The 26,937-nt window shown below is 63.2% G+C and carries 23 protein-coding genes and 1 pseudogene; 15 read left to right on the top strand and 9 right to left on the bottom strand.

Going from position 1 to position 26,937, the window contains the following annotated elements; translation table 11 throughout:
* Positions 1 to 218: 218 nt before the first annotated feature.
* From ACVWZA_RS06355 to ACVWZA_RS06345, 3 genes are all read left to right on the top strand, one after another.
* Entirely contained in the window at positions 219 to 2,738 is a 2,520-nt protein-coding gene (locus ACVWZA_RS06355; protein WP_457310326.1) for a TonB-dependent receptor, read from the top strand.
* On the top strand, positions 2,738 to 4,207 hold the full coding sequence (locus ACVWZA_RS06350) for a CehA/McbA family metallohydrolase (protein WP_457310325.1): 1,470 nt from the start codon (positions 2,738 to 2,740) through the stop codon (positions 4,205 to 4,207). The genes ACVWZA_RS06355 and ACVWZA_RS06350 overlap by 1 nt, the downstream gene beginning before the upstream one ends.
* Positions 4,208 to 4,491: 284 nt before the next feature.
* Positions 4,492 to 4,686: a hypothetical protein gene (locus ACVWZA_RS06345; RefSeq protein WP_457310324.1), complete on the top strand. Its 195-nt coding sequence runs from the start codon at positions 4,492 to 4,494 to the stop codon at positions 4,684 to 4,686.
* 182 nt (positions 4,687 to 4,868) lie between these two features.
* Here ACVWZA_RS06345 and ACVWZA_RS06340 read toward each other — a convergent pair whose 3' ends face one another.
* Both ACVWZA_RS06340 and ACVWZA_RS06335 read right to left on the bottom strand, forming a co-directional pair.
* Complete coding sequence (locus ACVWZA_RS06340) at positions 4,869 to 5,129, bottom strand: hypothetical protein (RefSeq protein WP_457310323.1); 261 nt, start codon at positions 5,127 to 5,129, stop codon at positions 4,869 to 4,871.
* A 156-nt stretch (positions 5,130 to 5,285) separates the two neighbouring features.
* Positions 5,286 to 6,695: a M20/M25/M40 family metallo-hydrolase gene (locus tag ACVWZA_RS06335; protein ID WP_457310322.1), complete on the bottom strand. Its 1,410-nt coding sequence runs from the start codon at positions 6,693 to 6,695 to the stop codon at positions 5,286 to 5,288.
* A 249-nt stretch (positions 6,696 to 6,944) separates the two neighbouring features.
* On the opposite strand from ACVWZA_RS06335, the gene ettA reads away from it, so the two are divergent.
* Positions 6,945 to 8,624, top strand: coding sequence for an energy-dependent translational throttle protein EttA (gene ettA / locus ACVWZA_RS06330; RefSeq protein WP_457310321.1), 1,680 nt, complete (start codon positions 6,945 to 6,947; stop codon positions 8,622 to 8,624).
* Between the two features lie 70 nt (positions 8,625 to 8,694).
* Here the strand turns inward: ettA and ACVWZA_RS06325 are convergent, their stop codons facing one another.
* From ACVWZA_RS06325 to ACVWZA_RS06300, 6 genes are all read right to left on the bottom strand, one after another.
* Entirely contained in the window at positions 8,695 to 8,973 is a 279-nt protein-coding gene (locus ACVWZA_RS06325) for an acylphosphatase (protein WP_457310320.1), read from the bottom strand.
* Between the two features lie 451 nt (positions 8,974 to 9,424).
* Positions 9,425 to 10,219 (bottom strand): NYN domain-containing protein, encoded by a 795-nt coding sequence (locus tag ACVWZA_RS06320; RefSeq protein ID WP_457310319.1) that lies wholly within the window; start codon positions 10,217 to 10,219, stop codon positions 9,425 to 9,427.
* A 66-nt stretch (positions 10,220 to 10,285) separates the two neighbouring features.
* The gene (locus ACVWZA_RS06315) at positions 10,286 to 10,564 is read right to left on the bottom strand and encodes an acylphosphatase (protein ID WP_457310318.1); all 279 of its coding nucleotides are present in this window, start codon (positions 10,562 to 10,564) and stop codon (positions 10,286 to 10,288) included.
* A gap of 162 nt (positions 10,565 to 10,726) precedes the next feature.
* Positions 10,727 to 11,107 (bottom strand): DoxX family protein, encoded by a 381-nt coding sequence (locus ACVWZA_RS06310; protein WP_457310317.1) that lies wholly within the window; start codon positions 11,105 to 11,107, stop codon positions 10,727 to 10,729.
* A 53-nt stretch (positions 11,108 to 11,160) separates the two neighbouring features.
* The gene (locus tag ACVWZA_RS06305; RefSeq protein WP_457310316.1) at positions 11,161 to 11,664 is read right to left on the bottom strand and encodes a GreA/GreB family elongation factor; all 504 of its coding nucleotides are present in this window, start codon (positions 11,662 to 11,664) and stop codon (positions 11,161 to 11,163) included.
* 5 nt (positions 11,665 to 11,669) lie between these two features.
* The gene (locus ACVWZA_RS06300; RefSeq protein ID WP_457310534.1) at positions 11,670 to 13,661 is read right to left on the bottom strand and encodes a transglycosylase SLT domain-containing protein; all 1,992 of its coding nucleotides are present in this window, start codon (positions 13,659 to 13,661) and stop codon (positions 11,670 to 11,672) included.
* Between the two features lie 89 nt (positions 13,662 to 13,750).
* Here ACVWZA_RS06300 and dapA point away from each other — a divergent pair, with 89 nt between their 5' ends.
* The 9 genes and pseudogenes from dapA (at position 13,751) to ACVWZA_RS06255 (ending at position 23,290) form a co-directional block, all read left to right on the top strand.
* Positions 13,751 to 14,629: a 4-hydroxy-tetrahydrodipicolinate synthase gene (dapA, locus tag ACVWZA_RS06295; protein WP_457310315.1), complete on the top strand. Its 879-nt coding sequence runs from the start codon at positions 13,751 to 13,753 to the stop codon at positions 14,627 to 14,629.
* Between the two features lie 52 nt (positions 14,630 to 14,681).
* Positions 14,682 to 14,970 (top strand): annotated as a pseudogene (locus ACVWZA_RS06290) (GIY-YIG nuclease family protein).
* Positions 14,971 to 15,128: 158 nt separating this feature from the next.
* Positions 15,129 to 15,611 carry an SsrA-binding protein SmpB gene (gene smpB / locus ACVWZA_RS06285; RefSeq protein WP_457310314.1) on the top strand — a complete coding sequence of 161 codons (483 nt, stop codon included), beginning with the start codon at positions 15,129 to 15,131 and terminating at the stop codon, positions 15,609 to 15,611.
* A 7-nt stretch (positions 15,612 to 15,618) separates the two neighbouring features.
* Entirely contained in the window at positions 15,619 to 16,176 is a 558-nt protein-coding gene (locus ACVWZA_RS06280) for a DUF2062 domain-containing protein (RefSeq protein WP_457310533.1), read from the top strand.
* Positions 16,177 to 16,268: 92 nt separating this feature from the next.
* Positions 16,269 to 18,320, top strand: coding sequence for a M13 family metallopeptidase (locus ACVWZA_RS06275; protein ID WP_457310313.1), 2,052 nt, complete (start codon positions 16,269 to 16,271; stop codon positions 18,318 to 18,320).
* Positions 18,321 to 18,362: 42 nt separating this feature from the next.
* Positions 18,363 to 20,777, top strand: a complete 2,415-nt coding sequence (locus tag ACVWZA_RS06270) for a response regulator (RefSeq protein WP_457310311.1) — start codon at positions 18,363 to 18,365, stop codon at positions 20,775 to 20,777.
* A gap of 37 nt (positions 20,778 to 20,814) precedes the next feature.
* Entirely contained in the window at positions 20,815 to 21,168 is a 354-nt protein-coding gene (locus ACVWZA_RS06265; protein WP_457310310.1) for a response regulator, read from the top strand.
* A gap of 167 nt (positions 21,169 to 21,335) precedes the next feature.
* Entirely contained in the window at positions 21,336 to 22,442 is a 1,107-nt protein-coding gene (gene recA / locus ACVWZA_RS06260) for a recombinase RecA (protein WP_457310309.1), read from the top strand.
* Between the two features lie 215 nt (positions 22,443 to 22,657).
* Positions 22,658 to 23,290 (top strand): glutathione S-transferase family protein, encoded by a 633-nt coding sequence (locus ACVWZA_RS06255; RefSeq protein WP_457310308.1) that lies wholly within the window; start codon positions 22,658 to 22,660, stop codon positions 23,288 to 23,290.
* Between the two features lie 63 nt (positions 23,291 to 23,353).
* Here the strand turns inward: ACVWZA_RS06255 and ACVWZA_RS06250 are convergent, their stop codons facing one another.
* The gene (locus ACVWZA_RS06250) at positions 23,354 to 24,649 is read right to left on the bottom strand and encodes a dicarboxylate/amino acid:cation symporter (RefSeq protein WP_457310307.1); all 1,296 of its coding nucleotides are present in this window, start codon (positions 24,647 to 24,649) and stop codon (positions 23,354 to 23,356) included.
* Positions 24,650 to 24,745: 96 nt separating this feature from the next.
* On the opposite strand from ACVWZA_RS06250, the gene ACVWZA_RS06245 reads away from it, so the two are divergent.
* Positions 24,746 to 26,017 carry a M24 family metallopeptidase gene (locus tag ACVWZA_RS06245; RefSeq protein ID WP_457310306.1) on the top strand — a complete coding sequence of 424 codons (1,272 nt, stop codon included), beginning with the start codon at positions 24,746 to 24,748 and terminating at the stop codon, positions 26,015 to 26,017.
* Positions 26,014 to 26,925 carry a diacylglycerol/lipid kinase family protein gene (locus tag ACVWZA_RS06240; RefSeq protein WP_457310305.1) on the top strand — a complete coding sequence of 304 codons (912 nt, stop codon included), beginning with the start codon at positions 26,014 to 26,016 and terminating at the stop codon, positions 26,923 to 26,925. The genes ACVWZA_RS06245 and ACVWZA_RS06240 overlap by 4 nt, the downstream gene beginning before the upstream one ends.
* Positions 26,926 to 26,937 lie beyond the last annotated feature (12 nt).

The following is a 26,937-nucleotide window of genomic DNA, read 5'->3' as shown; positions in this document are numbered from 1 at the left end:
CCGACGCCTTGGCGGGCTCGATGCCGGAAGAAAAACAACGAATGCCGCCGACCGCGACAACCAGCGGTTGGCCTTGCCGTTATCAGTCATCCGTGCGTCCCGGCTGTCAAATTACTTGCCCGGTTCCGTCATCATTCCGTCTTCCAATCATCGCGAAAGCGCAACGCGCCGACTCTAGCGGGATCGCGTGATCCGCTGGGGATTAAAGGGAAGCGTAAATGATGAGGAAAGCGAAGATGGCCGGCCTTGGAATGGCCGTTCTGTCGATATCGTGCGGCACATCGGCATTCGCCCAGGCGAAAATTGACGCAACGCCGCCGGCAGAAACACCGAATACGGATGAGGACATCGTCGTCACCGGCCGCGCCGGCAGCGGCGAGCGGACCAAGCTCGAAACCAGCTATGCCATCACCACCCTGTCGAACGACGCGCTGCGGTCGCGCGCGCCCTCCAGCGTCACCGAGACGTTGAAGTCGGTGCCCGGCTTCTGGGTCGAAGCCTCAGGCGGCGAGGGCAGCGGCAATGTCCGTGCGCGCGGTATTCCGGTCGATGGTTTCGGGTCGATCAATCTGCTGGAGGACGGCCTGCCGGTGCAGCATGATCCGGCGCTGGGTTATCTCAACGCCGATCAGGCATTTCGCATGGACGAATCGATCGACCGGATCGAAGTCGTGCGCGGCGGTCCGTCCTCGGTCTTTTCTCCCAACGCGCCGGGCGGTGTGGTCAATTTCATCACCAAGCGGCCCGGCGATACCTTCTCGGGCAATGCGCGGATCCTGTACGGCCCGACCGCTGATCTTTTTCGTTTCGACGGCTGGGTCGGCGGGCCGATCGGCGGGGGCTGGAAATTCGATGTCGGCGGTTTCTACCGCAACGAACGCGGCGTTCGCGATCCGGGCTATACCGGCAACAAGGGCGGCCAGATCCGCGCCGATCTGTCGCGCGACTTCGGCAATGGCCATGTCAGCCTCAGCTACAAGCGGCTCGACGACAATGCGGTCTTCTACACCGGCATCCCGCTGAGCAAGGATCGCAACGGCAATATCGTCGGCATTGCCGGCTTCGACCCGCATTATGGCACCACCGCGAGTCGCGCGAGCGCGTTCCTGACGCTGCGCAACGCCAATGGCCCGGTCTCGTTCGACAATACTGATGGCAGCAGCATCCGCCTCGACCAGTTTTCGGCGATGGCGGACTGGGAATTCGGCGACGGCTGGACGCTCTCGAACAAGGCACGCTATCGCGATTCGGCGACGGTGCGTAACGGTGTCTACCCGGCCGCGATCAACACCGGTGCGGCCTATGTCGCCTCGAAACGGACCGCGTTGCTCGGCGCATATCCCAGCGCCACGGGCCTGGTGCTTCGCTACACCGACACCGGCCAGGCATTCAATCTCACAGGCCAGAACGGCAATGGCCTGATCTTCGAGAATAGCGCTCGGCCGGTGACGGTCGATGAGAGCGAATTCCTCGACGATCTGCGCGTGACCCGTAAGTTCGACTTGTTCGGCCAGACGCACGACGTCGCCTTCGGCGTCTATTTCGCGCATATCGATGAGACCTTTCGTCGCTATTCTGCGACGACCCTGCAGGACGTATCGGATAATTCGCGCCTGCTGGATCTCGTCGCCGTCAACGCCGCCGGTCAGGTCGTCGGTTCGCTGACGCAGAACGGCGTGTCGCGCTATGGCTCCGAATTTGCCAATGGCTCAGGCTCGTCGGACACGATCGCACTTTATGCCTCGGACGAATGGCAGTTGACGCCGAAGCTGCGGATCGATGGCGGCATTCGGTTTGAACGCGTCACGACCAAGGGCGCGCAGGAAGGGACAAGGACGGTCGACCTGGGCGATGCGAATACGCTGGCGGACAATAATGTGCTGGCCGGAAATGGCGTCTTCACCCCGTTTGACCGGCGCTTCGATCATGTCGGCTTCACGATTGGCGGCAATTGGCAGTTCAGTGACTCTGCCGGTGTGTTTGGCCGCTACACATCCACTTTCCGCCTACCGAGCGTCGGCAGCTTCATCACCAACGCTACGGCGGCCCCGGTCATTCAAGGCATTCACATGTGGGAAGCCGGCGTGAAGGCCTCGACCCCGTTGTTCAGCGTCTATGCGACGGGTTTTCTGACCGACTTCGATTCTTTCTCGATCTCGAACTTCCAGTTCAACAGCGGTACCGGCGGTTATACCTCACAGACCGTCTATACCGATACCCGCGCTTATGGCGTCGAGTTTGAGGGCACGATCCGGCCGGTCGAATGGTTCGACTTCACGGTAAATGCGACGGTGCAGGAGGCGACCTTCCGCAATCTGCGTTTCGACGAAGTCGTGACGAAGTCGGATGGCTCCAAAGGACTGGTCACGCGCGACTATTCGGGCAATCAGTTGCTCCGCGTTCCGAAGCTCGCGCTGCGGGCGACGCCGGGCGTCAATCTGTTCGACAAGCGCTTCCGCGCGCAGATGGATGTCGAATATTATTCGGATCGCTATGCCGATGCCGCAAACATCTCGAAGCTGCCGGCCTATACCGTGATCAACGCCAGTGTCCGCTTCGGCCTGACCGACCAGATCACGCTCTGGGCTTATGGGGACAATCTGACCAACAAGCTCGGCCTGACCGAGGGCAATCCGCGCGCCGGCGAGTTGACCAGCGGCCAGGCCAATGATCAACTGTTCATCGGTCGGCCGATCCTTGGCCGCAATGTCAGGTTCGCGGTGGATTTCAAATTCTGATGGCATTGGTCCGGACCCTGTTTGCCCTTCTGCTTGCTCTGGCCGTCGTCGCTCCGGCGGCGGCCGAGCCGGTGGCAACGGCCGATTTTCGCGCCAGGGGTGTCGTGACCGGTGCCGACCACCAGCATTACAAGGAAGTGCCGTTCGACGTGCCAACCGGCGTAAAGCGGATCACCGTAACCCTGTCCTATGACAAGACCAGCAAGACGGTGATCGATCTGGGGATATGGGATTCCAAGACGTTTCGTGGGTGGAGCGGTGGCACGCGCGACCGTTTCACGATCAGCCCGAGCGATGCGTCGCCCGGTTATCTTTCCGGCGCCATTCCGCCCGGGCGCTGGCGGGTCATGCTCGGCGTGCCCAATGCGCGGGCGGGAAGTAGCAGCGCTTATGTCGTCAGCGTCTTTTTCGACCGCGGCAAGGCGCGCAAGGCGACCGCCGCGATCGCGGATCCGCCACTGAACGATGCGCCCGGCTGGTACCGGGGCGATCTGCACATGCACGATGCCAATAGCGACGGAAACTGCCCTAGCCGGTCGGGCAAACGCGTGCCGTGTCCCTTGTTCCGCACGATCGAAGCCGCGGCGAAGGCGGGACTCGATTTCGTCGCGGTCACCGATCACAACACGGTCGCCCATTTCGGGACCCTGCGCGAACTTCAGCCCTGGTTCGACCGGCTTTTGCTGATCCCGGGCGTCGAGGTCACCACTTTTGGCGGCCATGCCAATATCTTCGCGCCATCGCAGTTCGTCGATTTCAGGATTGGCAGCAAGGGCGTGCCGAACGTCGCCGCGCTGGAACGTAAAGCTGTGGAGGCGGGTGCGATCATGTCGATCAACCATCCCGCCCTGCCATCGGGCGAAGTGTGCATGGGGTGTGGCTGGACATGGCCGGCCACCGACTATGCGGGCATCACCGCGATCGAGGCCGTCAACGGCAATATGGCGGAAGGTCCTTTGGCGGGAATCGGCTTCTGGTATGCCCGGCTCAACGAAGGTCATCGCCTGACCGGCATCGGCGGCAGCGACAATCATGATCCCGACGCTCCCGCCGGCAAGGCGCCGATCGGCCGGCCGACCACCGTGGTCCATGCCGAGGCACTGTCGACGTCCGCGATCATCGCCGGCATTCGCGCCGGGAACGTCTTCATCGACGTCGATGGCAGTCGCGACCGGCTGCTCGAGTTGCAGGCGATATCGGGTGCCGCTCGCGCCGTGATGGGCCAGACCCTGCGGATCGAAGGCGCGCTGGAGCTCAAGGTGCATGTGGCCGGCATGACCGAGGGTATGATCCAGGTCATCGCCAATGGAACACCCGTCCCGTCGCATCAGGCGCCGGTAACCAGATCCGATCAATGGAGTTCATTCTCGCTGGATCGGGCTCAGGCTTGTGGCTGGATCAGCGCGACAATTCTGTCGACTGGGCATCCCCGGCTCATCGGAAATCCGATCTATATCGAATGTCGCTGATCAGAAACGCTCCCGGCGCGCTGTGGCCGTTATGCCGTTTTCAGAAAACGCGCTGAGCCATTTTCCGGGGTGGTAGCGAAGATATCATCCAGCCCGACTCGCCAACAACGACGACATGCGGAACTTCCGCCGGGACCGCGCCCTGATGCAGCACTTCGCTGAACGGGTGGCGGCCAGCGGGCAATGGTTGCGGCACGTTCGCGGGAGGTCATGCGAATCAGGATTGCATAGCGATCGGGAATATCGTCATCGCAGTTGGGCAAACCCTGCCGGATGAGGACAAGATGCGCACGATTTCCGACGATGTTGCCGTCAGGCTCTATCACCTGGGCGACGACGGGGCTGCCGCGACGCTGGTTTACGGGACGCTGGGCGAGGCACTCGCATTGGCCGCAGCACAGCCCGATGATGTGCAGGACGGGTTGTTTCTGCAGACCAGCAACGACGTCGTCAGCTATCTGGATTACATCGAGGGGTGAGTTGTACGCCGTGGCAAAGCCACGCCGTCGGTCGGCGCTTGAGCGCCGCCGGCCGGTTTCGCTTATGGCCTTTGGCCTTGCGATAGCTTCGCTGTCGCGTTGCCCGGCGCAATGAAAAGGGCGCCCCCGAAGGGACGCCCTCTCTGCATCAAACCGATCGGGCCGAAGCCCGACCGAGCCGATTACATGTTGTCGGTCTTGGCGTCCGCAGCTTCGCGAACGTTGTCAGCTGCTGCGTTCATGTTGTCAGCAACATTGCCGGCATTCTCGGTCATCATGTCGGCGCTGTTCGAAGCTGCTGCTTCGAGGTTGTCAGCGCCCATTTCGAGGTTGTCGGCAACCATCTCAGCGTTGTTTTCAACGGCTGCGGCTTCCGGCGACTTGGTGCAGGCAGCCACGGACATCAGGCCGGCGGCGGCGAGAACAAAGGCGATTTTCTTCATGCGGTTGCTCCCAAGCATAGCAATATTCGCGGCCAGCCCGAATGCTGTCACGAAGCTTGAGCAAATAGCGGCGAATATCGCACCGTCAATCGCAATTTGATCACGATCCCGCCTTAATTCAGCTTGTGGCAATATTCGGAACACTCGATTCGTCGCTTATCTGGGTGTGACCGACCCGATTTCCTCAGGTGCGTTGGCCATAATCCCCAGCATTGCGGTCCATGCCGCCACATTCTGGCGCAGTTGTTCCGGATCGATACGGTCGAGCGTGTCCTCGGGCGTGTGATGGTAATCGAAATAGCGCTGACCCGACTGATTCAGGTCGATCGCCGCCACGCCTTTCTGCATCATCGGGCCGACATCGGAGCCGTCACCGCCGAGTCCCTTACCGCGCACGATGCCGAGCGGGGCGAGTGCCGCCGCGAGTCTATCCCCCGCCGCTTTCCCGCTTTCCGGCAGATTGACTTCGAAGCGCCAGACCCGATCGGCGCCGAAGTCCGATTCGGACGCGGTCGCGTGTTTCTCCGAGCCGTGCGCTTCGGCATAGGCGCGGCCGCCAAAGCCCCCGACTTCTTCGGAGCCGAACCACACGACGCGGATTGTCCGGCGCGGCCTGGGGCCATCGAGGAAGCGCTTGGCGGCGGCGGCCGTTATGGCGATCCCCGCACCATCGTCGATCGCGCCGGTGCCCAGGTCCCAGCTGTCGAGATGCCCGCCGACCAGGACGATGCCGGCCTTCGGATCAGATCCCGGCACTTCGGCGATAACATTGCCCGATTCTTGCGTGCCGGTCTGCTGCGGCGTCAGCACGAGTTTGAGCGTCACCGGCTTGCCGCGTGCGACGATACGCGAGAGGTTGTCGGCATCCGCAGTGGACAGTGCGGCGGCCGGGATCGGCGTCACGCCGGCGGCGAAAGTGGTGAGGCCGGTATGTGGTCCGCGGCCGTGATCCGACCCGATCGACCGGATGACGATCGCCGCCGCCCCCTTGGTCGCGGCGATGTTCGGCCCGACAAAACGGGCAACGCCATAAGTGCCATAGGACGACCCGTCCTGAGTCGCGACCATTGCGTTGGACACGAAGGCGATCTTGCCTTTCAGGCTGTCTTCGGGCGCGGCCTGAAGGTCGGCGACGCTGGGGAAATAGACGATCTCGGCGGTCAACCCCTCCGGCGGAGTCGCGCCTGAGTTGCCCAGCGCGGTGAGGCGCAGTTTCTGCGGAAAGGGCGAGACGACTTCGGCGGTTTCTTCGCCCCGAACCCATACCGGCATATGATAAGTTTCGATCCGGACATTCTTGAAGCCGAGCGCCTTGAGCTTGGCCAGGCCCCAGGTGCGTGCACGTGCTTCGGCCTCGGTCCCGGCAAGGCGCGGACCAACCTCGGTCGTGATCCCTTCGATGATGTCATAGGCGACATCGTCCTTCAGCGCCGCGTCGCGCATTTTCACGACCTGGGCAGGCACGACAGGCGCCGCTGCGGGGGTGGTTTGGCGCGTCTGAGCGATCAGTGGTGTAGCGAGGGCGGTGGCGGCGAGCGCCGCGATCAGGGCAGTGGTGCGCGACATATATTCTCCATTCGCCTCGAGCGTGTCGCCCCTCAACCGGGGTGCCGCTCATCGGTCATTCCGTGATGGCGGCAGGCTTAGAGCGAAGACCGGTACTTCGACAAGCCGTTCGCGCGCGAAGCCGAACGGGCAAGTTGAACAGGTTCGTGGCAAAAGGCTTGCAGCGGCCGACGTTTGCCAACCGGGCCATCGCTCACTACATGGCCCACGACATTTCCAGCATTCTTTTCCCGCGGAGCACGACCCCCGATGGCCGTCCAGTATAGCTATGTGATGAAGGGTCTGACCAAGACCTTCCCCGGTGCCGCCAAGCCGGTGCTCAACAATATCCACCTGCAGTTCCTGCCCACCGCCAAGATCGCGATCATCGGGCCGAACGGATCGGGCAAATCGACGCTGATGAAGATCATGGGCGGCATCGACCCCGATTTCACCGGTGAGGCCTGGGCAGCCGAGGGGATCAAGGTCGGTTACCTGCCGCAGGAGCCGCAGCTCGACCCGACCCGCACGGTGATCGAAAACGTCAAGCTGGGCGCCGGCCCGGTGGCGCAGATGGTCGAGCGTTTCAACGCGATCAGCGCCGAAATGGGCGATCCCACGGATACCACCGATTTCGACGCGCTGCTGGCCGAGATGGGCGAGCTTCAGGAGAAAATCGACGCGGTCGACGGCTGGAGCCTCGACAGCCAGCTCGAACAGGCGATGGAAGCGCTACGCTGCCCGCCGAGCGATTCGCCGGTCACCAACCTTTCCGGCGGCGAGAAGCGTCGCGTCGCGCTGTGCAAACTGTTGCTCGAAAAGCCCGACATCCTGTTGCTCGACGAACCGACCAACCATCTCGATGCCGAGAGCGTCGGCTGGCTGGAAAATTTCCTCAAGGAATATACCGGCAACGTCATTCTCGTGACGCATGACCGCTACTTTCTCGACAATGTCGTCAACTGGGTGCTGGAGCTCGATCGCGGGCGCTATTACACTTATGAAAGCAACTATTCCGGTTATCTCGAAAAGAAGTCCAAGCGGCTCGAGCAGGAAGATCGCGAAGAACAGGGCAAGCAAAAGGCGATTCAGGACGAACTCGCCTGGATTCGTCAGACGCCCAAGGCGCGCCAGACCAAGTCAAAGGCGCGTATCCGCGCGTTCGACGAACTGGTCGCCGCGCAGGAGAACCGCACCGTCGGCAAGGCCGCGATCCTCATCCAGATGCCCGAGCGCCTCGGCGGCCGGGTGATCGAAGCCAAGGGTCTGACCAAGGCCTATGGCGACAAATTGCTGTTCGAGAATCTCGATTTCAACCTGCCGCCCGGCGGTATCGTCGGCGTGATCGGCCCCAACGGCGCGGGCAAGTCGACCCTCTTCAAGTTGATTACGGGCCAGGAAACGCCGGACGAGGGCGAGATTAGCGTCGGCCAGACGGTCAAGCTTGGTTATGTCGATCAGAGCCGTGACGACCTGACCGCGACCAAGACGGTGTGGGAAGAAGTGTCTGGCGGGTCGGACGTGTTCCGCTTCGGCAAGCAGGAGATCGGCACCCGCGCCTATGTCGGTGCGTTCAACTTCAAGGGTCAGGACCAGCAGAAGAAGGTCGGCCAGCTATCCGGCGGTGAGCGCAACCGCGTCCATCTCGCCAAGATGCTCAAAGAGGGTGGCAATGTCCTGCTGCTCGACGAACCGACCAACGATCTCGACGTCGAGACGCTGCGTGCTCTGGAAGAGGCGCTGGAGAGCTTTGCCGGCTGCGCGGTGGTGATCAGCCATGACCGCTTCTTCCTCGATCGCCTGGCGACGCACATCCTGGCGTTCGAAGGCGATTCGCATGTCGAATGGTTCGAGGGGAATTTCGAGAGCTATGAAGAGGACAAGCGCCGTCGCCTCGGCGATGCGGCGGATCGTCCGACGCGTCTGGCCTACAAAAAACTCACGCGCTGATCAGGTCGTCGCGTCATCCCGGTCTCACCGATTGCAACGTCCGGTGAGGTCGGGGATGCGACACCAAAACTCAGGTGCCGAGGCGCTTGGTGAACCCTTTCAACTTGGCATCTTGGGCAGCAAGCACTTCGATGTGATCGACGCGGGCCATTTCAGGTCCCTGGCGCAGCGCCTCGACCAGTGCGCCGACCGCCTCGTCCTCGCCCGAGGCGACAAGCTCGACGCCGCCGCCGTGCGTGTTGCGCACCCAGCCGGTCACGCCGAGCGCGCGGGCGCGATTTACCGCCCAGTTACGATATCCAACACCTTGCACGCGGCCGGTCACGATCATCCGTTGTGTTGCGGTCATTTTCATTCGCCCATTTCGCCGTGCGACCCACGCGCGGCTCGACTGACGCTATCAACGAAGGAAAATCGCGACAGATGGAGTTTTTACGTTTTGCCGCGATTACAGAAGCTTCTGGCGTGAACTGAGCCATGCACGCGACGGATTGAATGTGTATATGTCATTGAGGCACGCTATTCGACACGGAAGGGAAGGGTGATGCGCGGTCGAGCCGTAACTGGCGGAAGCTGTGTCTTTCCTCCACGCCAGATTCGGGGCGACCGCGAAAAAGGACTACGCGCCATTCTTCGCTCGACTGAACGACGGACCGTTCCCACCGTGGTTCGGTTAACTCCGGGACGATCAGCTCACCGCGAAGATCGGCGCCACCACGACGCCCGAACAGATGCCGAGCTCTCGCCGGTCAGGGCCTTTGGGCCGACTATGGACGCGCCGTAGCCGGCCCGGGCTTATCTTAGCGGACGCGCTTCACGAAGGTTCGGCCGTCGCGCACTTCGGCGCGGAATTCGGGCAAGGTCGCGATCAGATCGGAGAGCTTTGAAAAGCCATAGCTGCGTACATCGAAGCTCGAGCGATTGCCGGCGATCCGGCCGACCTCCGACACGCTGGCAAAACCATCCGAATCGCGCTTTGCCGCTTTCCACGCATCGCCGAGCAATTTGAGCAGCTCCTCGCCGACCGGCGCAGTGCCGTCGGTTGCGATCGGCGCTGCCGGCTCATTGGCGGGCGGGCGGGCGGGAGCGCTCGATGACGTCTTGCTTGCCGCGCGGGGGAGGATCGCCGGCGGCAGCGGCATTTCCTCCTGCGCGGCGAGCCCGGTGACGTCGATGAACCGAGTACAGGCCTGGCGGAACCCCTCGGGCGTGCGCGAGGATCCGAAGCCATAGACCGGTAACCCTTCCTGGCGAATGCGCATGACCAGCGGCATGAAATCGCTATCCGACGACATGATGCCGAAACCGGTGACGCGCCCGCGATAGAGCAGGTCCATCGCATCGACCGTCATCTTCATGTCGGTCGCGTTCTTGCCCTTGGTGATGTCGAACTGCTGCTGCGGTTCGATGCCGTGCTTGAGCGTCAGCGCGGCCCAGGTCTTGAGCGCGGGCTTGCTCCAATTGCCATAAGCACGCCGCACATTCACCGCGCCGAGATCGGCCAGCACCGTGAGCACCGGGTCGAGCGAGGCGGGCGAAGCATTGTCGGCATCGATCAGCAGCGCGATGTTGCCGGCGAGTTGGGGATCGGTCATCGCGCCATCCTGCACGTCGAATGCGGCCCCGTCACCCCAGGATCGATCGTCACACCGGCGCGCAAGTCAGGCGGTGAAGCGTTTGGTGAAACCCTTGGGGGCACGTTCGTCATCGGGTCTGGCCTGCAGGCTGTCGATCCGGGCCAGTTCGGAGCCCCGGCGGCAGGCGTCGAGGAACGCCGTCGCCGCATCGTCCTCGCCCACGACAAGTATCTCGACCCGGCCGTCGCGGAGATTGCGCACCCAGCCGGTCACGCAGTTTTCCTGCGCCCGTCGCACGATCCAGTCGCGAAAGCCGATATTCTGAACTTTCCCGCTGATAAAGACACGCTGCGTCGACGCCATTCCCACCCACTCATTCTACACCGCAAGCGCCCAGGATAGGCGCCGTCGCGACCGGCCTAGCACAGGCCGAGGGGATTGGAGCGCGATCTGCCGGGAGTCCGTCGTGTTCCCGGCAGCTTTTATCGTACCGACATCATCATTGTGGGGTCATCGCGGGCGGGATCAGGCGCGATTGCGCGCTGCGTCGGCGCTCCATGCGCCAGCACCCGCGGCGGCGAGATAAAGGAAGATGAAGCAATAAAGCATCGCTGCTTCGCCACCATTGACCGAAGGATAGAGGCTCTTCGGTGCATGGGCCATGAAATAGGCGACCGCCATCATGCCCGAAAGGATGAACGCGACCGGTCGCGTAAACAGCCCGATGATGATCAGCGCGCCGCCGACCAGTTCCAGCGTGCCGGCCGCGTACAGCAAAGGATTGAGCGGCATGGGGAAGGGCGGCACATTGAAGAATTTCGAGATGCCGTGATGCATGAAACCCAAACCCGCAACGATGCGAAGCAAAGCGAGCAATTTGGGCGACCAGGTTGCGGGGATCGGCATAGCGGACATCCTGTTGTTTCGATGCCGCATCGTTTCACGCAGCCGCCGCCGGGTCAATCTGCGGTGACGAAACGCTCGGTTGCCGGATAGGCGATCGCCATCACCTCATATTCCTTCTCGCCACCGGGCAATGTCACCCTGCGCACATCGCCGATGGCCGCACCGCGCAAGGCACGTGCCAATGGCGCACCCCAGCCGATCCTGCCCGAACCCGTCTCGGTCTCGTCATCGCCGACAAGCGTCAGCACCCGCTCGACATCACCCTCATCGGCAATGGTGACGGTGGCGCCGAAAAAGACCCGGCTGCGGTCGGGCTGGTCGGCGGGGTCGATCACCTTGGCCGCTTTCATGCGTTTCGCGAGCCAGCCGAGCCGCCAGTCGATCTCGCGCAACCGTTTGCGGCCATAGATGTAATCGCCATTCTCCGACCGGTCGCCGTTGCCAGCGGCCCAGGAGATGACTTCGACCAGCTTGGGACGTTCCTCGCCGAGCAATTGGCGATATTCGGCGCTGAGCACGGCATAACCGGCCGGTGTGATGTAATTGGGCTGCTCCACGGGGCTCAGCCCGGCTGCTGCTTGCCCAGATACCAGCTGATCCGGTTCGCACCGCTCGATCGCGCGCGCGCCGGGTTCATCAGGTCATAGACCACGGCATTTTCCAGCACGCGCTGAACATAGTTGCGCGTCTCCTGGATCGGGATCGCCTCGATCCAATCGACCATATCGACCGCACCCATCCGCGGGTCGCCATTGGCTCGGAGCCATTTGTTCACATTGCCCGGCCCGGCATTGTACGCCGCGACGGCCAGCGGATAGCTGTTATAGTTATTATAGACGCGCTGAAAATAACTCGCCCCGAGCTGGATATTATAATCGGTGTCGGTGGTCAGCGAACCCGGTTGATAGGTCAGGCCCAGCTTGCCCGCGGTTTCGCGCGCGGTACCGGGCATGAGTTGCATCAGGCCGCGCGCGCCGGCATGGCTGATCGCGGCGCGGTCGAACTGGCTTTCCTGGCGCGCGATCGCATGGATTATCGTCCAGTTGCTCGCTTGCGTGTCCGGCACGCGGACATTGGGGAAAGCGACAGTGGTATAATCGGTAAAGCCGTTCTGCAGCGCGCTGCGCCCCACCATCACGCCGAGATCGGGCCGGCCAAGCATGCGCGACAATTCGGTCGCGAGCATATGATCGCTGTCGCTTTTCGCATCGATCGCAATCTGGCGCACGAACGCGGTCTGATCCTCCCAGCGACCGACGGTGCCGAGATATTGCGCAGCACGCACCGTTTCGCGTGCGAAATAAGCCGCGCGGACCGGCTCATCGATCGGGCGCGGCACGGGATTGCCCGGCGGCGTCAACGGCAGCGCGAGCCGCTCGAGCGCGAGTTGGCCATAAAACAGGTCGCGATACCCGGCGGCGCGGGTGAAGAAGGCGTTGGCATCGGCCGTGCGCCCCGCCGCCTGGGCCGCGCGGCCCGCCCAATAATAGCCCTTGGACTGCGATTGCGGCGTCTGCGAACCCCGGGCGTAACGGTCGTACATGCCGATCGCGTCGGCCGGCCGGTTGAGTTTCTTGAGCGCGGTCTGTCCGGCCAGCCAGACCAGGCTGGTATAATCGTCGCGCTCGCCGAGCGGCGTTCGGCTGATATCGGTTCCTTCGGGGAACGCATCGTCGACCTTGCTCGCGATATCGAACGCAGTCTGGGACTGGCCGTCATTCGCCGCTTCGCGGGCATTAGCGAGCAGCACCTCGAACCATTTCTCGACATCGCCAGGGCGCCGCGCGAGCGAACGGGGACGGGCGAGCCAGGAGCGCGCGCTCGGAGCGGCGGCATTGTTGCGCAGCCAGGTCGCGCGATCGGCGATATAACCGGGGTCGTTCGCGCCAATCCCTTGCGTCGCGGCCGAGCGGTCCGCAGCGTCCGCCGCATTGGTGCGGAAGGCGAGCCGTGCCTCGAACAGGGCGCGCTTGCCCGGGCTGGCCAGCGCGATCTGGCGCTGCGCCGATGCCGTCGAGCCCTGCCAGAGCAGTTCGTCCATCCGCGCATCATGGTCTTCGGAACGGAGCGCGCCGGGAAAGCCGGAAATCAGCTTCGCCTCGTCGGTCACCGACAACGGCCCCGACACCCAGGCGTTGCGTGCCGCGACCTGCGCTTCGTCACGCTGGCCGGTCAGCGACAAGGCCTCGGCATAACGGGTCTTGCCGCCCCCGGTCAGGGGAGCATGGCGCCGAAAATAACTGACTGCGGTGGACGGCGACCAATTGCCTGCGTCCATCGATCGCTCGGCCGTCCGGCGCAGCGCGTTCTCGCCCGGCCAGCCGGGATGGGCGATAAGGAAGCGCGCATAGCGATCGAACGGATAGCTGTTCGACTGGCGCAGCGCGTTCCATTCGCTGACCGCTATGGCCATCGCCGAGCTTTGCGGCGTTTGTCCCTGAAGCAATTGTTGAGCGCGGCCCCAACCAAGCTGTTCCTGCGGAACGCCAGATGCGACGGCGAGCCCCGAGATACCGGCAAGCAATACGCCGGATTTGATGACCGATGCTATCATGTGGACAGAATAGGCCATCGCACCTTATTTGTCGCTGAACAAAATTACAAAATATGCGGGATTTATCGCCCGTGAGGAGCATATCACCCATGTTTTCCGGATCGATCCCAGCGCTCGTCACGCTGTTCGAAGACGACGGCGCGTTCGCGGAAAACGCTTATCGCGACTTTGTCGAGTGGCAGATCGGCGAAGGCTCGGCCGGGCTGGTGCCGTGCGGCACGACCGGCGAGGCCGCGACATTGAGCGCGGACGAGCATTTCCATGTCGTTCGCGTTTGCGTCGAACAAGCGAAGGGCAGGGTGCCGATCCTGGCCGGCGCGGGGTCGAATGATACGCGTGTGGCGATCGCCAATGTGACGGCGGCGAAGCAGGCCGGCGCCGATGCCGCCCTGATGGTGCCGCCCTATTATAACCGTCCGAGCCAGGAAGGCATCTTTCGCCATTTCGAGGCGGTAGCGAAGGAATCGCCGCTGCCGATCATACTCTATAACGTCCCGGGGCGCACCGTGACCGACATCCAGCCGGCGACGATGGCGCGGATCGTCCAGGCGTTTCCGGACATCTTCATCGGCGTAAAAGATGCCACCGGCGCGCTCGGCCGCGTCAGCGAGCAGCGCGCCGGCTGTGGCCGGGATTTCGTGCAGCTTTCGGGCAATGACGAAACGGCGCTGGCCTTCAACGCGATGGGTGGGACCGGCTGCATCTCCGTCACCGCGAACATCGCGCCGCGGCTGTGCGCCGATTTCCAGGCGGCGTGGGCGGCGGGCGACACGGCGGGCGCGTTGGCGCTGCACGACCGGCTTTACCCCCTGCACATCGCGATGTTCACCGACGCGTCGCCCGGCCCGGTGAAATATGCGCTGGGCAAGCTGAGGCCGGAATGGCCCGTCACCCTGCGCCTGCCGATGACATGGCCAAACGGGTCAAGTCAGCGCGCAGTGGACGCGGCGATTCAAGCCACCCTCTAACGTCACCTCAGCGAAGGCTGGGGTCTCAAGCAGCGGGGGCTACGACTGAGAAATGCGCGGCGGCTGGACCTACATGATGGCCAACAAATTGCGCGGCATGATCTATATCGGCGTGACCGCTATCCCGCGCAACGTATCGACCAGAACCGCCGCGATGTCGGATCGGCATTTTGTCGACAGTATATGGAATCAAGACGTTGGTCCTCGTCGAATGGCATGACGAGATCGAGTTCGCGATTGCGCGAGAGAAGGCGCTGAAGGCGTGGAAGCGCGATTGGAAGATACGCTTGATCGAGGAAACCAATCCTGAGTGGAACGATTTGTTCGACCTTATCGCGTGATTGCTTGAGACCCCAGCCTTCGCTGGGGTGACGGAGGGGGAGGGGGAGGGGAAGCGGGACGGCGATAAGCTGACCGGTGCTGCATTGGGGGTGAGCGAGGCGCGAAGTTACCACCCCGCTTCCAATCCGCCGCGCCCGCGCCTACATGCCCACCTCCCATGGCCCGTCCCAAACCCGTCACCTTCGAAAAGACCAAGGTCGTTGCCGAGAACCGGCGCGCCAAGTTCGATTATGCGATCGAGACGGTCTATGAGGCGGGCATCGCGCTGACCGGCACCGAAGTGAAGGCGCTGCGCACCGGCCAGGGGTCGATCGCCGAAAGCTATGCCGAGGTCGATGACGGCCAGGTCTGGCTGATCAATTCCAACGTGCCCGAATTCAGCCATGGCAACCGCTTCAACCATGAGCCCAAGCGCCCTCGCAAATTGCTCCTTCACGAGCGCGAGATAAACAAGATGCACGGGGCGGTGGCGCGCGAGGGCATGACGCTGGTGCCGCTGTCGATCTATTTCAATTCGTCAGGCAAGGCGAAGGTGGAACTGGCGTTGGCGAAGGGCAAGAAGGCGCATGACAAGCGCGAAACGATCAAGGAGCGCGACTGGAAGCGTGAGCAGGGAAGGTTGATGCGTGATCGTGGCTGAGCAGGGGATGTTCGCCAGGTTCGTCGCATGGTGCCGCCGCAACATGCCAACGCGTGAAAGCATGGAGGGCAGTCGCTTTCTCAAGCCCGTCGCGCATCGCGTGCTGCGACCGGAGCTGTGGCGCTTCACCCGCCGCTCGGTGCCGCGCGGCGTTGCGCTCGGCATGGTCACCGGGATCCTGGCGCCGGTCGCGCAGGTGCCGCTATCGGCGGTTCTCGCGCTGCCGTTCCGCGCCAATATTCCGGCGGCGGCGCTCACCACCTTCATCACCAATCCCTTCACCACGCCGCCTTTATGGGTCGCTGCATATTGGATCGGCCGCTTCGTGCTGCGCCTGGATGCGCATGTTCCCGGCAGCCCGGTCGCCAACACAGTCGATGCAAATGCCGGCTGGCTGAGCTGGATCGCGTCGGAAGCGGCGCCGGCCACGGCCATGGGACTGCTCATCATCACTGTCGTCTTCGCGGTGGTCGGTTATTTCGCCAGTGCGCTTGGCTGGCGCCTGTGGATCGCGCGTAAATGGCGTAATCGCCACCGGTCTCGGGTTGTCGATCCGGCAAATTGAGCCGCCAAATTGACCCCAATTTGACCTCAATTTGACGGGGCGTATTGTTTGACTAGAACACGGCATCCTTTCCTGAATTTCGGATGCCCCAAATGTCCAGATCGCCGTTCCTTACCTTGCTGTTGTCGGCCACCGCCTTTGTCGGCTGCGCCGCTGCCAGCGCCCCGCAAAATGCTCCGGTCGTCGGTGCCGCCGCAGATTCGAAGCCGTCGATCGGCAGCTTCGGCTTCGACGAGACTGGCATGAACCGCAAGGTGGCGCCGGGCGACGATTTCTACGGATTCGCCAACGGCGCCTGGGTCGAAAAGACGCCGATCCCGGCGGACAAGGCTAATTTTGGCGCGTTCGATCTGCTGCAGGATCTATCGCGCGAACGTACCCGCGGCATCCTGGAGGCGGAAAAGGCGAAGTCCGGGTCGAAGATCGGCGCGGCCTATACCGCCTATCTCGATCAGGCGGCGATCGAGGCCAAGGGGCTGGCGCCGATCAAGCCATGGCTGAACAAGATCAAGGCGCTGAAGTCGCCGGCCGGTTATGCCGCACTGGTCGCGCAGGCCGATCGCAACGGGGTCGGCGTGCCGTTCAACGCCGGCGTTTCGCCGGATCAGAAAGACCCGGAGGCCTACGCCCTGCAGATGCGTCAGGGTGGCCTCGGCCTGCCCGATCGTGATTTCTATCTCGACGCGAACGATGCCAAGCTCGCCGCCGCCAAGACGGCGTATCAAGCGCATATCGCCAGGATGTTCACCCTGGCCGGCGAGCCTGATGCGGATGCACGAGCCAAGGCGATCGTTGATTTCGAAACCGAGATCGCCCGGGTCAGCTGGACCCGCGCCGAAAGCCGTGACGCCGACAAGACCTATAACAAGATGGCGGTTGCCGATCTGGCCAAGTCCGCGCCCGGTTTCGATTTCGTGACCTATTTCAAGGGTATCGGCATTCCGGCCAATAATGTCATCGTGGCCCAGCCGAGCGCGATCACCGGTATCGCCAAATTGATCGGCGCGGCCCCGGTCGGCGTGCTCAGGGACCAATTGCTGATCCGCTCGCTCGAGGGGTTCGCGTCGGTCCTGCCAACCGCGTTCGACAAGGAGAATTTCGCGATGTTCAGCACCGTGCTATCGGGTACGCCCGAACAGCAGACACGCTGGAAACGCGGCGTCGACTATACCAGCGGCGTTCTCACTGACGACGTCAGCAAGCTTTATGTCGCGAAATATTTCCCGCCCGAGACCAAGGCGGCGGCGGATGCGCTGGTCAAGAACATCATCACCGCGATGAACGCGCGGATCGACAAGCTCGATTGGATGGCGCCCGAAACCAAGGTCAAGGCGCACGCCAAGCTCGCCGCGTTCACCCCTCGCATCGGCTATCCCGACAAGTGGCGCGACTATTCGGCGCTGCGCATCGCCGCCGGCGACGCGTTCGGCAACACGCTGCGCGCCAATCAATGGGCGCATCAGTATAATGTCGAGAAGCTGGGCAAGCCGATCTATCGCTGGGAATGGGGCCTCGCACCGATGACGGTCAATGCACAGGCCAATTCGACTTTGGTCGCGATCACCTTCCCCGCGGCGATCCTGCAGCCGCCCTTTTTCGATCCCGATGCCGACCCTGCGATCAACTATGGCGGCATCGGTGCGGTGATCGGCCATGAAATGAGCCATCATTTCGACGATCAGGGCGCCAAATATGATTTGAAGGGTCGGCTCACCGACTGGTGGACGCCCGCCGATGTGGCGAGCTTCAAGAAGCTGACCGGCAATCTTGTCGCGCAATATGACGCTTATGAACCGCTGCCCGGCCGCAAGGTCAACGGCACGCTGACGCTTGGTGAGAACACCGCCGATCTGGCCGGTCTGAGCGCATCGTTCGATGCCTATCACGCGTCGCTCGGCGGCAAACCAGCACCGGTGATCGACGGCTTCACCGGCGATCAGCGTTTCTATCTCGGCTGGGCGCAGGTGTGGCGGCGCAGCTACCGGGAGGCGGACATGATCCAGCGTCTCAAGACCGACCCCCACGCGCCGTCACAGCAGCGCGCCTGGATCGTGCGCAATCTCGATCCCTGGTACGGCGCGTTCGAGCCGAAAGCGGGCGAGAAACTCTATCTGGCACCGGAACAGCGCGTTCGGATCTGGTAACCGCTTGACGACACACCGAGCGCGGCCAAAGAGGGGCGGGCAATGGCCATCCTCCCCGCCCTTCCAACCACTTCGCTCAGTCCAGCGCGTAGCGCCGCTCTGATCGCCGGTGGTTGCGGCGTCGCCGCGGCGCTGATTATCCTGGGGCTGATCGGCAACTTGCCGATCGCCGGCGCCTTCCTGGCCACCGCCTTGGTCATCGTCGGTTGCCTTGTCGCGGCACGACGCCTGTTCCCGCAAAGCCGCACGGGAGAGGTCGAGGCCGACTGGACCGTCGCGCGCACGCTTGCGGCAAGCAGCGCCGATGCCGTTGCGATCACCGACCGCGCGGGGCGACTGGTGTGTGCCAACGACCGCTACGAAACGCTGTTTGCCGGTTTTCCGACGCCGCCTGGCCTGCCGATCGACGATGCCGGCGTCGACCGCCTGAGCACCGCCGGCCGCGCCGCATGGCGCGACGGCACGGCCAGGGTCGACCGCCTTTTATCGCGCGGCACCCCACTCGCGGCGGAAGTCGAGCGCGCCGGCCGCGACGAGGATCTGCTGGTGTGGCGCTTCCGTGGTGCCGAGGGGCTCGACCTCGCCACTTCGGTCGAGGGGATGATCGGCGGCACCACCGGCGACCGGCTCGCTGCTGCGGGTATCATGACCGCACTGATCGGCCCTGACGGGCGCATCCGGTCGGCCAACCGCGTGTTCCGCGCGCGCGCGATGGGGCATGAGGAAGGAGCGATCGCCGGGCGCGATTTCGCTCGCTTCCTGATCACCGACAGCCATGGCCAAGTACGCTTCGAACGCGAAGGCCTGACCGGGGTGCCCCTGCGCGTGCTGCAGATACCCTTTCTCGAAGGCGAAGACGCGCCGATGCTCGTCGCGTTGCTCGATGAGGAGGTCGGCGGCGACACGCCGGCGATCGGTGGTAGCGCCTCGGCGCATGTGCGTAGCCTGGTCAGCCTGATGCCGTTCGGCATGGCGCTGGTCGATCGCGATGGCCGCTTCATCCAGATGAACGACGCGTTCGCGCGTGCCGCGCAGGTCGACGCCGCGACGCCGCCACTTTACCCCGGCGACTTGCTGGTGCGCGAAGATAAGGGGGTGGTCGCCGACGCGATCCGGCGGTTCGCCAATGGCGCGACGCATTCGACCGATCTTGCGGTGCGGCTGAAGGATCATCCCGACGAACCGGTCGCGCTGTCGATCGCCGGCGCGCGCGGGCTGGGCGATGCCGCCGTACTCCTCAGCCTGAAAGATAATGGTGAGGAAACCCGGCTCAAGCGCGAGGTCGCGCAGGCGACCAAGATGCAGGCGGTGGGCCAGCTTGCCGGCGGCGTTGCGCATGATTTCAACAACATCCTGACCGCGATCATCGGGCATTGCGACCTGATGCTGATGCGCCATACGCCTGGCGACAGCGATTATGACGACATCCAGCAGATCAGGGCGAATTCGAACCGCGCCGCCAGCCTGACCCGCCAGTTGCTCGCTTTCTCGCGTCAGCAGACACTACGACCGCAGGTGCTGCAACTGCCCGACGTTATTTCCGAAGTGTCGAACCTGCTCAAGCGTCTGCTGGGCGAGACGGTCGCACTGACCGTAAAGCATGGCCGCAATCTGGGGCCGGTGCGCGCCGATCCCGGTCAGCTCGAACAGGTCGTGGTCAACCTCGCGGTCAACGCGCGCGACGCGATGCTCGCGCGCGATCCGCGCGGCGGGGGTACATTGTCGATCCTGACCAAATCGGTTTCCATCGCCGATGTGCGCAAGATGGGTTCCGACATCCTGCCGATCGCCGATTATATCGCGCTGGAGATTGCCGATACGGGCAGTGGTATCCCGGCCGATATCCTGCCCAAGATCTTTGAACCCTTCTTCACCACCAAGGAAGTGGGCAAGGGGACTGGGCTCGGTCTCTCGACCGTCTATGGCATCGTCAAGCAATCGGGCGGTTATATCTTCGCCGACAACAACAAGGGTGGGCCCGGCGCGGTCTTCACCATCTATCTGCCGGTCCACACCGCAAGCGGGGTCGTCGAAGCCCCCCCCCCCGCGGCGGCACGGGCCATGCCGAAAGACAAGCCGCTCGATCTATGGGGTACCGGCACGATCCTGCTGGTCGAGGATGAGGACATGGTCCGCGCGGTCGCAGAGCGCGCGCTGACCCGTCAAGGTTATACCGTGCTGACCGCAGAACATGGTGAGGCCGCGCTGGAAGTGCTTGCCCGCAGCGAGAAGCCGGACCTGCTCATTTCCGACGTGATGATGCCGCTGATGGACGGTCCGACCATGGTGCGCCACGCCCGGGAGCGTTATCCCGACCTGCCGATCCTGTTCATGTCGGGTTATGCCGAGGAGACGCTGCGCAAGTCGATCGACCTCGACAATGTCCAGTTCCTCGCCAAGCCCTTTTCGGTGCAACAGCTTGCCGAAGCCGCTCGTAGCGTTCTGGCGGCGAAATGACTTGGCGCGGCGATCGGCCTGCGGCTAAAGCCGCGGCATGAGCTCACCGCAGCATATCCTCATTGTCGAGGACGAGCCCCTTATCGCCATGATGCTCGAGGATTTCCTCGACGTGCTGGGCAAGCAATTGGCCGGCAGCGTGGACAATGTCGCCGATGCGCTGGCGTTGATCGAGGCGGGCGGGATCGACGCGGCGATTCTCGATGTGAATCTGCGCAGTGGGGAAAAGAGTTTTCCGGTCGCCGATGCGCTGACGCGGATCGGTGTTCCGTTCGTTTTCGCAAGTGGCGGAACCGGCGACGCGATCGTCGAGGAGCATCGTGAGCGTCCCAGATTGGCCAAGCCATTCACCATGGATGGAGTCGCCAAGGCACTGGAAGCACTGAACTAATCTTCCTGTGCGTCGTGCGCCGCGAATACTGCGTCTTGATCGGGGGTACTTCCATAACCGGTCCAACAATTTTTATGTTCCGCTCTTGTTCTATAAGAACAAACGCGATACAAGACCTCATCACGCATTGAATGCGTGGCGGTATAGGTCTAGCGGCGGAGGCTCCAATGGCGGCGAACTTGAAGGTCATCGACAGCAAAATGGCAGTTTCCCCAGATAAGAATGCCGATAAGGCGTCGACCGAGCGCCAAAAGGCGCTCGACGCGGCGCTCGCGCAGATCGATCGCGCGTTCGGCAAGGGTTCGGCAATGCGGCTCGGCTCGAAGGAGACGATGCAAGTCGAGGTGATCTCGACCGGCTCGCTCGGGCTCGATATCGCGCTCGGCGTCGGCGGTCTGCCGCGTGGCCGGGTGATCGAGATTTACGGCCCGGAAAGCTCGGGCAAGACCACGCTCGCGCTGCACGTCATCGCCGAAGCGCAGAAGGGCGGTGGTACCGCGGCGTTTGTCGATGCCGAACACGCGCTTGATCCGGTCTATGCCAAGAAACTGGGCGTCAACATCGACGAACTGATCGTATCGCAGCCTGACACCGGTGAACAGGCGCTCGAGATCGTCGATACGCTGGTCCGCTCCAATGCGATCGACGTGCTGGTGATCGATTCGGTTGCCGCTCTGGTACCGCGCGCCGAGATCGAGGGCGAAATGGGCGACAGCCATGTCGGCCTTCAGGCTCGCCTGATGTCGCAATCGTTGCGCAAGTTGACCGGATCGATCAGCCGTTCGCGCTGCATGGTGATCTTCATCAACCAGCTGCGCATGAAGATCGGCGTGATGTACGGCAACCCGGAGACGACGACTGGCGGCAACGCACTGAAATTCTACGCCAGCGTCCGGCTCGATATCCGCCGCATCGGGCAGATCAAGGATCGCGACGAGATCATCGGCAACACCACGCGAGTGAAGGTCGTCAAGAACAAGGTCGCACCGCCGTTCAAGCAGGTCGAATTCGACATCATGTACGGCCAGGGCGTGTCCAAGATCGGCGAAATTCTCGATCTCGGCGTCAAGGCCGGACTGGTCGAGAAATCGGGTGCCTGGTTCTCTTATGACAGCGTCCGCATCGGTCAGGGTCGCGAGAATTCGAAGACCTTCCTCAAGGAAAATCCGGAAATGTGCGACCGCCTCGAAAAGGCGATCCGCACGCGCACCGACAAGGTCGCCGAGGAAATGATGGCCGGCCCCGAACCAGAGGATGACGGCGAGGAGATGTGATTTCTTCCTCTCCCGACGGGGAGGGGGATGGTGTCACGGTCACGCCAGTTTCAAGTCGGCGTCCCGCGCGTCGCAAACACATGGGAAGGCCCGCCTGTTATGGCGGGCCTTTCGCGTTTATGGCATTTTCGGATGATGGCTTCACCCGAAGACCTGATCCGCTCGACATCGCCTGCCAAGCCGCTAGCGTGCCGGCAAAGCAGGAGAGGACTGCCATGACCATCATTGTCCATCATCTCGAAAACTCGCGCTCCCAACGCGTGCTGTGGATGCTTGAGGAACTCGGCCTGCCCTATGAGATCAAGCGTTACGAGCGGAACAAGACGACCATGCTCGCGCCGCCCGAGCTCAAGCGCGTCCACCCGCTCGGCAAGTCGCCGGTCATTGAGGATACAGAGGCTGGCGTGACCATCGCCGAAACCGGCGCGATCGTCGAATACCTGGTCGAAAAGGCCGATGGAAAACTCGGCCCGCCGGCGCATCGCGATTCGGTGCTGCGCTACCGCCATTTCCTGCATTATGCCGAGGGCTCGATGATGCCGCCGCTCCTGCTCAAGCTGGTGCTCGCCCGTATCCCGCTATTCGGCAAAAAGGCTATGAAACGCATCCAGCCGATGATCGACGTCCATCTCGACTATGTCGAAGCCGAACTCGCCAGCCGTTCCTGGTTCGCCGGTGATGAGATGACTGCGGCGGACATCATGATGAGCTTCCCGCTCGAAGCCGCGCGCAGCCGCGCCGGGCTCGACGCCTCACGTCCGGCCACGATCGCCTGGCTCGACAAGGTCCACACCCGCCCGGCCTATCAGGTCGCACTCGAAAAGGGCGGCCCATACGCCTATGCCTGATCGCCGAAGCGGGGCTGCGGCGATCGGCATCTAGGGCGCGCAGCCGTCCGGCCCGAATAGGCGCTAACCGATCAGGCCCTTGGACGGCGCATGGGGTGGTTCGATCTCGGCCGGCTCGCGCGGCTCGAGATCGCCCTCCCATTTCGCCACGACGCTGGCCGCGACGGCATTGCCGATCACATTGGTCGCCGACCGCCCCATATCGAGAAAGTGATCGACCGCGAGGATCAGCAACAGGCCGGCCTCCGGAATCTTGAACATCGGCAAGGTTGCGGCGATCACCACCAGGCTGGCACGCGGCACGCCGGCAATGCCTTTCGACGTGACCATCAGTACCAGCAACATGGTGATCTGCTGCCCCAGGCTGAGGTCTATGCCGTACGCCTGGGCGATGAACAGCGACGCGAAGGTCATGTAGATCATCGAGCCGTCAAGGTTGAACGAATACCCCAGCGGCAATACGAAACTGGCGATCTTGGGCGGGACGCCGAACCGGTCGAGTGCCTCCAGCGTGCGGGGATAAGCGGCCTCCGACGAGGCCGTGGAAAAGGCGAGCAGCAGCGGCTCCCGGATATAGCGCACGAGCAGGCCAGTGCGCCTGCCGATGAACAGGAAGCCGATGCCGATCAGCAACGCCCACAGCGTGAACAGCCCGATGTAGAAAGTGCCCATGAAATAGGCGAGGTCGCCGATCACGCCCGGCCCGCGTTCCGCCAATGTGCTGGCCACCGCTGCGAACACCGCGAACGGTGCGAAGCGCATGACGTAATTTGTCACCTGCAGCATAACGGCCGCAAGCGCCTCGACGCCCTTCACCAGCGGTGCCGCCTTCTCGCCGATCGCGGTGATCGCGACGCCGATGAATAGCGAGAAGATGACGATTTGCAGGATCTCGTTATCGGCCATCGCCTCGATACCGGAAGCTGGCACGACATGAGCGACGAACTTGGCGAGGTCGAACGCGCTTTGATCGATCCCGGTTGCTGCGGTCGCGGCCGGAATCGCAAAGTTCAGCCCGACGCCGGGCTGGAAGATATGGACGAGGATCAGGCCGAGCGTCAGCGACAACAAGCTGGCGCACAGGAACCAGGCGACCGATCGCAGCCCGACCCGGCCAAGCGCGCCAGTGTCGCCCATATGGGCGATACCGACGACCAGTGTTGCAAAGACCAACGGCGCGATGATCATCTTTATCAGGCGCAGGAACAGCGTGGTGACGATCGAGAGATAATAAGCGATGTTCTTGAGTTCCGCCGCTGCGGCGGGGGTGCCATCGTCGATCCAGGCGTTGAGCGCCCAGCCGACCACCAGGCCCAGCACCAGCCCGATCAAGATATACCATGTAAGGCGCTTGGCCATGAACCTCTCCGAGAAACGATTGCCGATAGGGAAGGGTATTGCGGCGACGCGGTCAAGGACCGTATCGCTTGAGCGGCGTCGGATAAGCGAAGGACGATGATGATTCAGCAGCCATTTTCGATCGATCGGCGCGGTCTGCTGGCCGGCGCGACGGCGCTTCCGCTGCTTGGCGTGCCCGCCATCCTACGCGCTGCCGAGCCCGATTTATCGGCTCTGTCCGACATGACCGGCGCCACCCGGCCGATCGAAGCGGCCGAGCGCAACACGCGCATCGCCCGCGCCCAGGCCTTGATGAAGGCGAACGGCATCGGCGCGGTGCTGATCGAATCGGGATCGAGCCTGATCTATTTCACCGGCGTGCGCTGGGGGCGCAGCGAGCGGCTGACCGCAGTGGTGATCCCGGTCGAGGGCGATCCGTGCATCGTCACGCCATTCTTCGAGGAACCGTCGATCCGCGAATCGCTCGGCACCGCGGCTGATGTGCGGGTGTGGCAGGAGGATCAGGATCCGCTTGCAGTCGTCGCGGGTTTTCTCAAGGATCGCAAGCTGAGCACCCGTCCGATCGGGATCGAGGAAACGACGCGCTACTTCGCGGTCGATGGACTGGAGCGGGCGTTGCCGGGTGCGAAGATCGTCTCGGCCAATCCAGTGGTGCGCGGCTGCCGTTTGATCAAGACGCCGGCCGAGATCGCGCTGATGCAGGCCGCGACCGACGTGACGATCGCGGCCTATCGCTGGACCTGGCCGCGCATCGAAAAGGGCATGACCAACAATCAGGTCGGCGCGCTGATGAACGCGGCGACACGCAAGCTTGGCGGCAGCCCGGAGTTCGCGCTGATCCTGCTCGGCGAGGCCGCCGCCTATCCGCATGGCAGCCGCAAGCCGCAGATCGTGACCGACGGCGAAGTGGTGCTGATGGATTGCGGCTGTGCCGTGCAAGGATATCAGTCGGACGTGTCGCGCACTTTCGTGTTCGGTACTGCGAGCGCGGAGCAGCGCAAAGTGTGGGACCAGGTTCGTAACGGGCAGGCAACCGCCTTCGCTGCGGCGCGGATCGGCGTGCCGGCGGGACAGGTCGATGACGCGGTGCGGCGCTATTATGCCGTCATTGGCTATGGCCCCGATTATCAACTCCCCGGCCTGTCGCATCGTACCGGTCACGGCATCGGCATGGACGGCCATGAACCGATCAATCTGGTGCGCGGCGAAAAGACGCCGCTTGCTGTCGGCATGTGCTTTTCCGATGAGCCGGGCCTTTATCTGCCGGGCAAGTTCGGCGTCCGGCTGGAGGACTGCTTCCACATGACTGCGGCCGGGCCGAAATGGTTTTCGGTGCCGCCGACCTCGATCGAAAAGCCGTTCGGATGACCGACGCGATACCGGTCCTGATCAACAGCCGAGGCGGCACCGCGGCGAGCAAGGGCGATACGCTTGCCGACGAGGTTCGCACGGCGTTCGCCGACGCGGGGTTGCAAATCGATTTGCGCCTGCTCGATGCGGATGGTTTGCGCGACGCGATCAAGGAATTGAAGGGCGAGCGGCTGATCGTGGTCGGCGGTGGCGACGGCACCCTGGGATGCGCGGCGCGGATCCTGGTCGAGCGCGGCGATGGGTCCGCGCTTGGTATCCTGCCGCTCGGGACGCGCAATCACCTTGCGCGCGAACTCGGCATTCCGCTCGATCTTGCCGGCGCGGCCAAGGTCATTGCCGCGCGTGACACGCGCAAGATCGACGTGGCGTGGGCGGCGGACCGGATGTTCCTGAACAACGCGTCGATCGGGCTCTACCCGCAAATGGTCGAGCTGCGCGAAGACACGCAGCGACGGCACAAGATGGCGAAATGGCTGGCGGCGATTCCCGCCAGTATCGCGACACTGCGACGCATCCGTCACCACCGCTTGCGGCTGCGCAGCGCCGAAGGCGAGCGTCAGATCGTCACGCCGATGCTGTTCGTCGGCAATAATCACTACGAGATCGAGCAAGGCCATCCCGGCAAGCGCAACGCGCTCGATGACGGGCTGCTCTCCGTCTTCGCGATCGGGCCGAGCCATCGTTTCCAACTGGTCGACTTCGCCATTCGCAGCTTGCTCGGCCGGACCCGGCGCGACCGGGACTTCGCCGCGATCGGCGATGTCGCGGAGCTGGAGGTCAGTGGTCCTTCGAGCGCGGTCGACATCGCGCTCGATGGCGAAGTAACCGAATTGAAGCTGCCCTTTACCTTCCGCATCGATCCACTGGCATTGACCGTCGTTGCGCCGCCGCCACCGGTGGCTTGAGTAGGGCGCGGT

It is taken from the genome of Sphingomonas sp. UYAg733 (assembly GCF_054057355.1).
The sequence above is the reverse complement of the archived record's forward strand: the minus strand, read 5'-3'. Positions and strand labels throughout refer to the sequence as shown.

Bases quoted from the DNA above. Each gene is read 5' to 3' on its own strand.
- ACVWZA_RS06300 (WP_457310534.1), bottom strand. From the start codon at position 13,661: ATGATAGCATCGGTCATCAAATCCGGCGTATTGCTTGCCGGTATCTCG.
- ACVWZA_RS06255 (WP_457310308.1), top strand. From the start codon at position 22,658: ATGACCATCATTGTCCATCATCTCGAAAACTCGCGCTCCCAACGCGTG.
- ACVWZA_RS06340 (WP_457310323.1), bottom strand. From the start codon at position 5,129: ATGAAGAAAATCGCCTTTGTTCTCGCCGCCGCCGGCCTGATGTCCGTG.
- ACVWZA_RS06325 (WP_457310320.1), bottom strand. From the start codon at position 8,973: ATGACCGCAACACAACGGATGATCGTGACCGGCCGCGTGCAAGGTGTT.
- ACVWZA_RS06245 (WP_457310306.1), top strand. From the start codon at position 24,746: ATGATGATTCAGCAGCCATTTTCGATCGATCGGCGCGGTCTGCTGGCC.
- dapA (WP_457310315.1), top strand. From the start codon at position 13,751: ATGTTTTCCGGATCGATCCCAGCGCTCGTCACGCTGTTCGAAGACGAC.
- ACVWZA_RS06335 (WP_457310322.1), bottom strand. From the start codon at position 6,695: ATGTCGCGCACCACTGCCCTGATCGCGGCGCTCGCCGCCACCGCCCTC.
- ACVWZA_RS06280 (WP_457310533.1), top strand. From the start codon at position 15,619: ATGTTCGCCAGGTTCGTCGCATGGTGCCGCCGCAACATGCCAACGCGT.
- ACVWZA_RS06315 (WP_457310318.1), bottom strand. From the start codon at position 10,564: ATGGCGTCGACGCAGCGTGTCTTTATCAGCGGGAAAGTTCAGAATATC.
- ACVWZA_RS06345 (WP_457310324.1), top strand. From the start codon at position 4,492: ATGCGCACGATTTCCGACGATGTTGCCGTCAGGCTCTATCACCTGGGC.
- ACVWZA_RS06350 (WP_457310325.1), top strand. From the start codon at position 2,738: ATGGCATTGGTCCGGACCCTGTTTGCCCTTCTGCTTGCTCTGGCCGTC.
- ACVWZA_RS06275 (WP_457310313.1), top strand. From the start codon at position 16,269: ATGTCCAGATCGCCGTTCCTTACCTTGCTGTTGTCGGCCACCGCCTTT.
- recA (WP_457310309.1), top strand. From the start codon at position 21,336: ATGGCGGCGAACTTGAAGGTCATCGACAGCAAAATGGCAGTTTCCCCA.
- ACVWZA_RS06265 (WP_457310310.1), top strand. From the start codon at position 20,815: ATGAGCTCACCGCAGCATATCCTCATTGTCGAGGACGAGCCCCTTATC.
- ACVWZA_RS06240 (WP_457310305.1), top strand. From the start codon at position 26,014: ATGACCGACGCGATACCGGTCCTGATCAACAGCCGAGGCGGCACCGCG.
- ACVWZA_RS06270 (WP_457310311.1), top strand. From the start codon at position 18,363: ATGGCCATCCTCCCCGCCCTTCCAACCACTTCGCTCAGTCCAGCGCGT.
- ACVWZA_RS06250 (WP_457310307.1), bottom strand. From the start codon at position 24,649: ATGGCCAAGCGCCTTACATGGTATATCTTGATCGGGCTGGTGCTGGGC.
- ACVWZA_RS06320 (WP_457310319.1), bottom strand. From the start codon at position 10,219: ATGACCGATCCCCAACTCGCCGGCAACATCGCGCTGCTGATCGATGCC.
- ACVWZA_RS06355 (WP_457310326.1), top strand. From the start codon at position 219: ATGATGAGGAAAGCGAAGATGGCCGGCCTTGGAATGGCCGTTCTGTCG.
- ACVWZA_RS06310 (WP_457310317.1), bottom strand. From the start codon at position 11,107: ATGCCGATCCCCGCAACCTGGTCGCCCAAATTGCTCGCTTTGCTTCGC.
- smpB (WP_457310314.1), top strand. From the start codon at position 15,129: ATGGCCCGTCCCAAACCCGTCACCTTCGAAAAGACCAAGGTCGTTGCC.
- ettA (WP_457310321.1), top strand. From the start codon at position 6,945: ATGGCCGTCCAGTATAGCTATGTGATGAAGGGTCTGACCAAGACCTTC.